This is a genomic window from Flavobacterium sp. NRK F10, from assembly GCF_024054235.1.
GTDB lineage: Bacteria > Bacteroidota > Bacteroidia > Flavobacteriales > Flavobacteriaceae > Flavobacterium > Flavobacterium sediminis.
Genome location: NZ_JAMXLC010000001.1, coordinates 3,294,002 through 3,294,426, shown reverse-complemented (window position 1 = coordinate 3,294,426; position 425 = coordinate 3,294,002). Strand labels below are relative to the sequence as shown.

The 425-nt window shown below is 46.4% G+C and carries 1 protein-coding gene; it reads right to left on the bottom strand.

Annotated elements, in window-relative coordinates; genetic code table 11:
* Positions 1 to 149 precede the first annotated feature (149 nt).
* The coding region (locus NHF50_RS15055) for a hypothetical protein (RefSeq protein ID WP_252777204.1) at positions 150 to 425 on the bottom strand (276 nt) is incomplete at its 5' end.

Below are 425 nucleotides of genomic sequence, written 5' to 3'. Positions count from 1 at the left end.
CGAACCTGTAGCCCCGCAAAGATCGGATAGTGTCGTATAATCGTTCGACCAGGTTACATTAGAGCAATCATCGGAAGATGAAGCCACGCCGTTAGCATTAAGCCAAGCCTGAAGTTGATTGGTATTACCATAACCGTCACATTCTACCGTCATATCGTTAGCAACTGCATCGATAGTCGGCGCAGTAGTATCCTCAATGGTAAAGGTAGCGGAAGTCCGTCACATTCCACCGTCATATCGTTAGCAACTACATCGATAGTCGGAGCCGTAGTATCCTCAATGGTAAAGGTAGCGGAAGTGGAATTGGAATTACCACAATCATCTGTAGCGGTAAAAGTAACGGTTACCGAACCTGTAGCCCCGCAAAGATCGGATAGTGTCGTATAATCGTTCGACCAGGTTACATTAGAGCAATCATCGGAAGA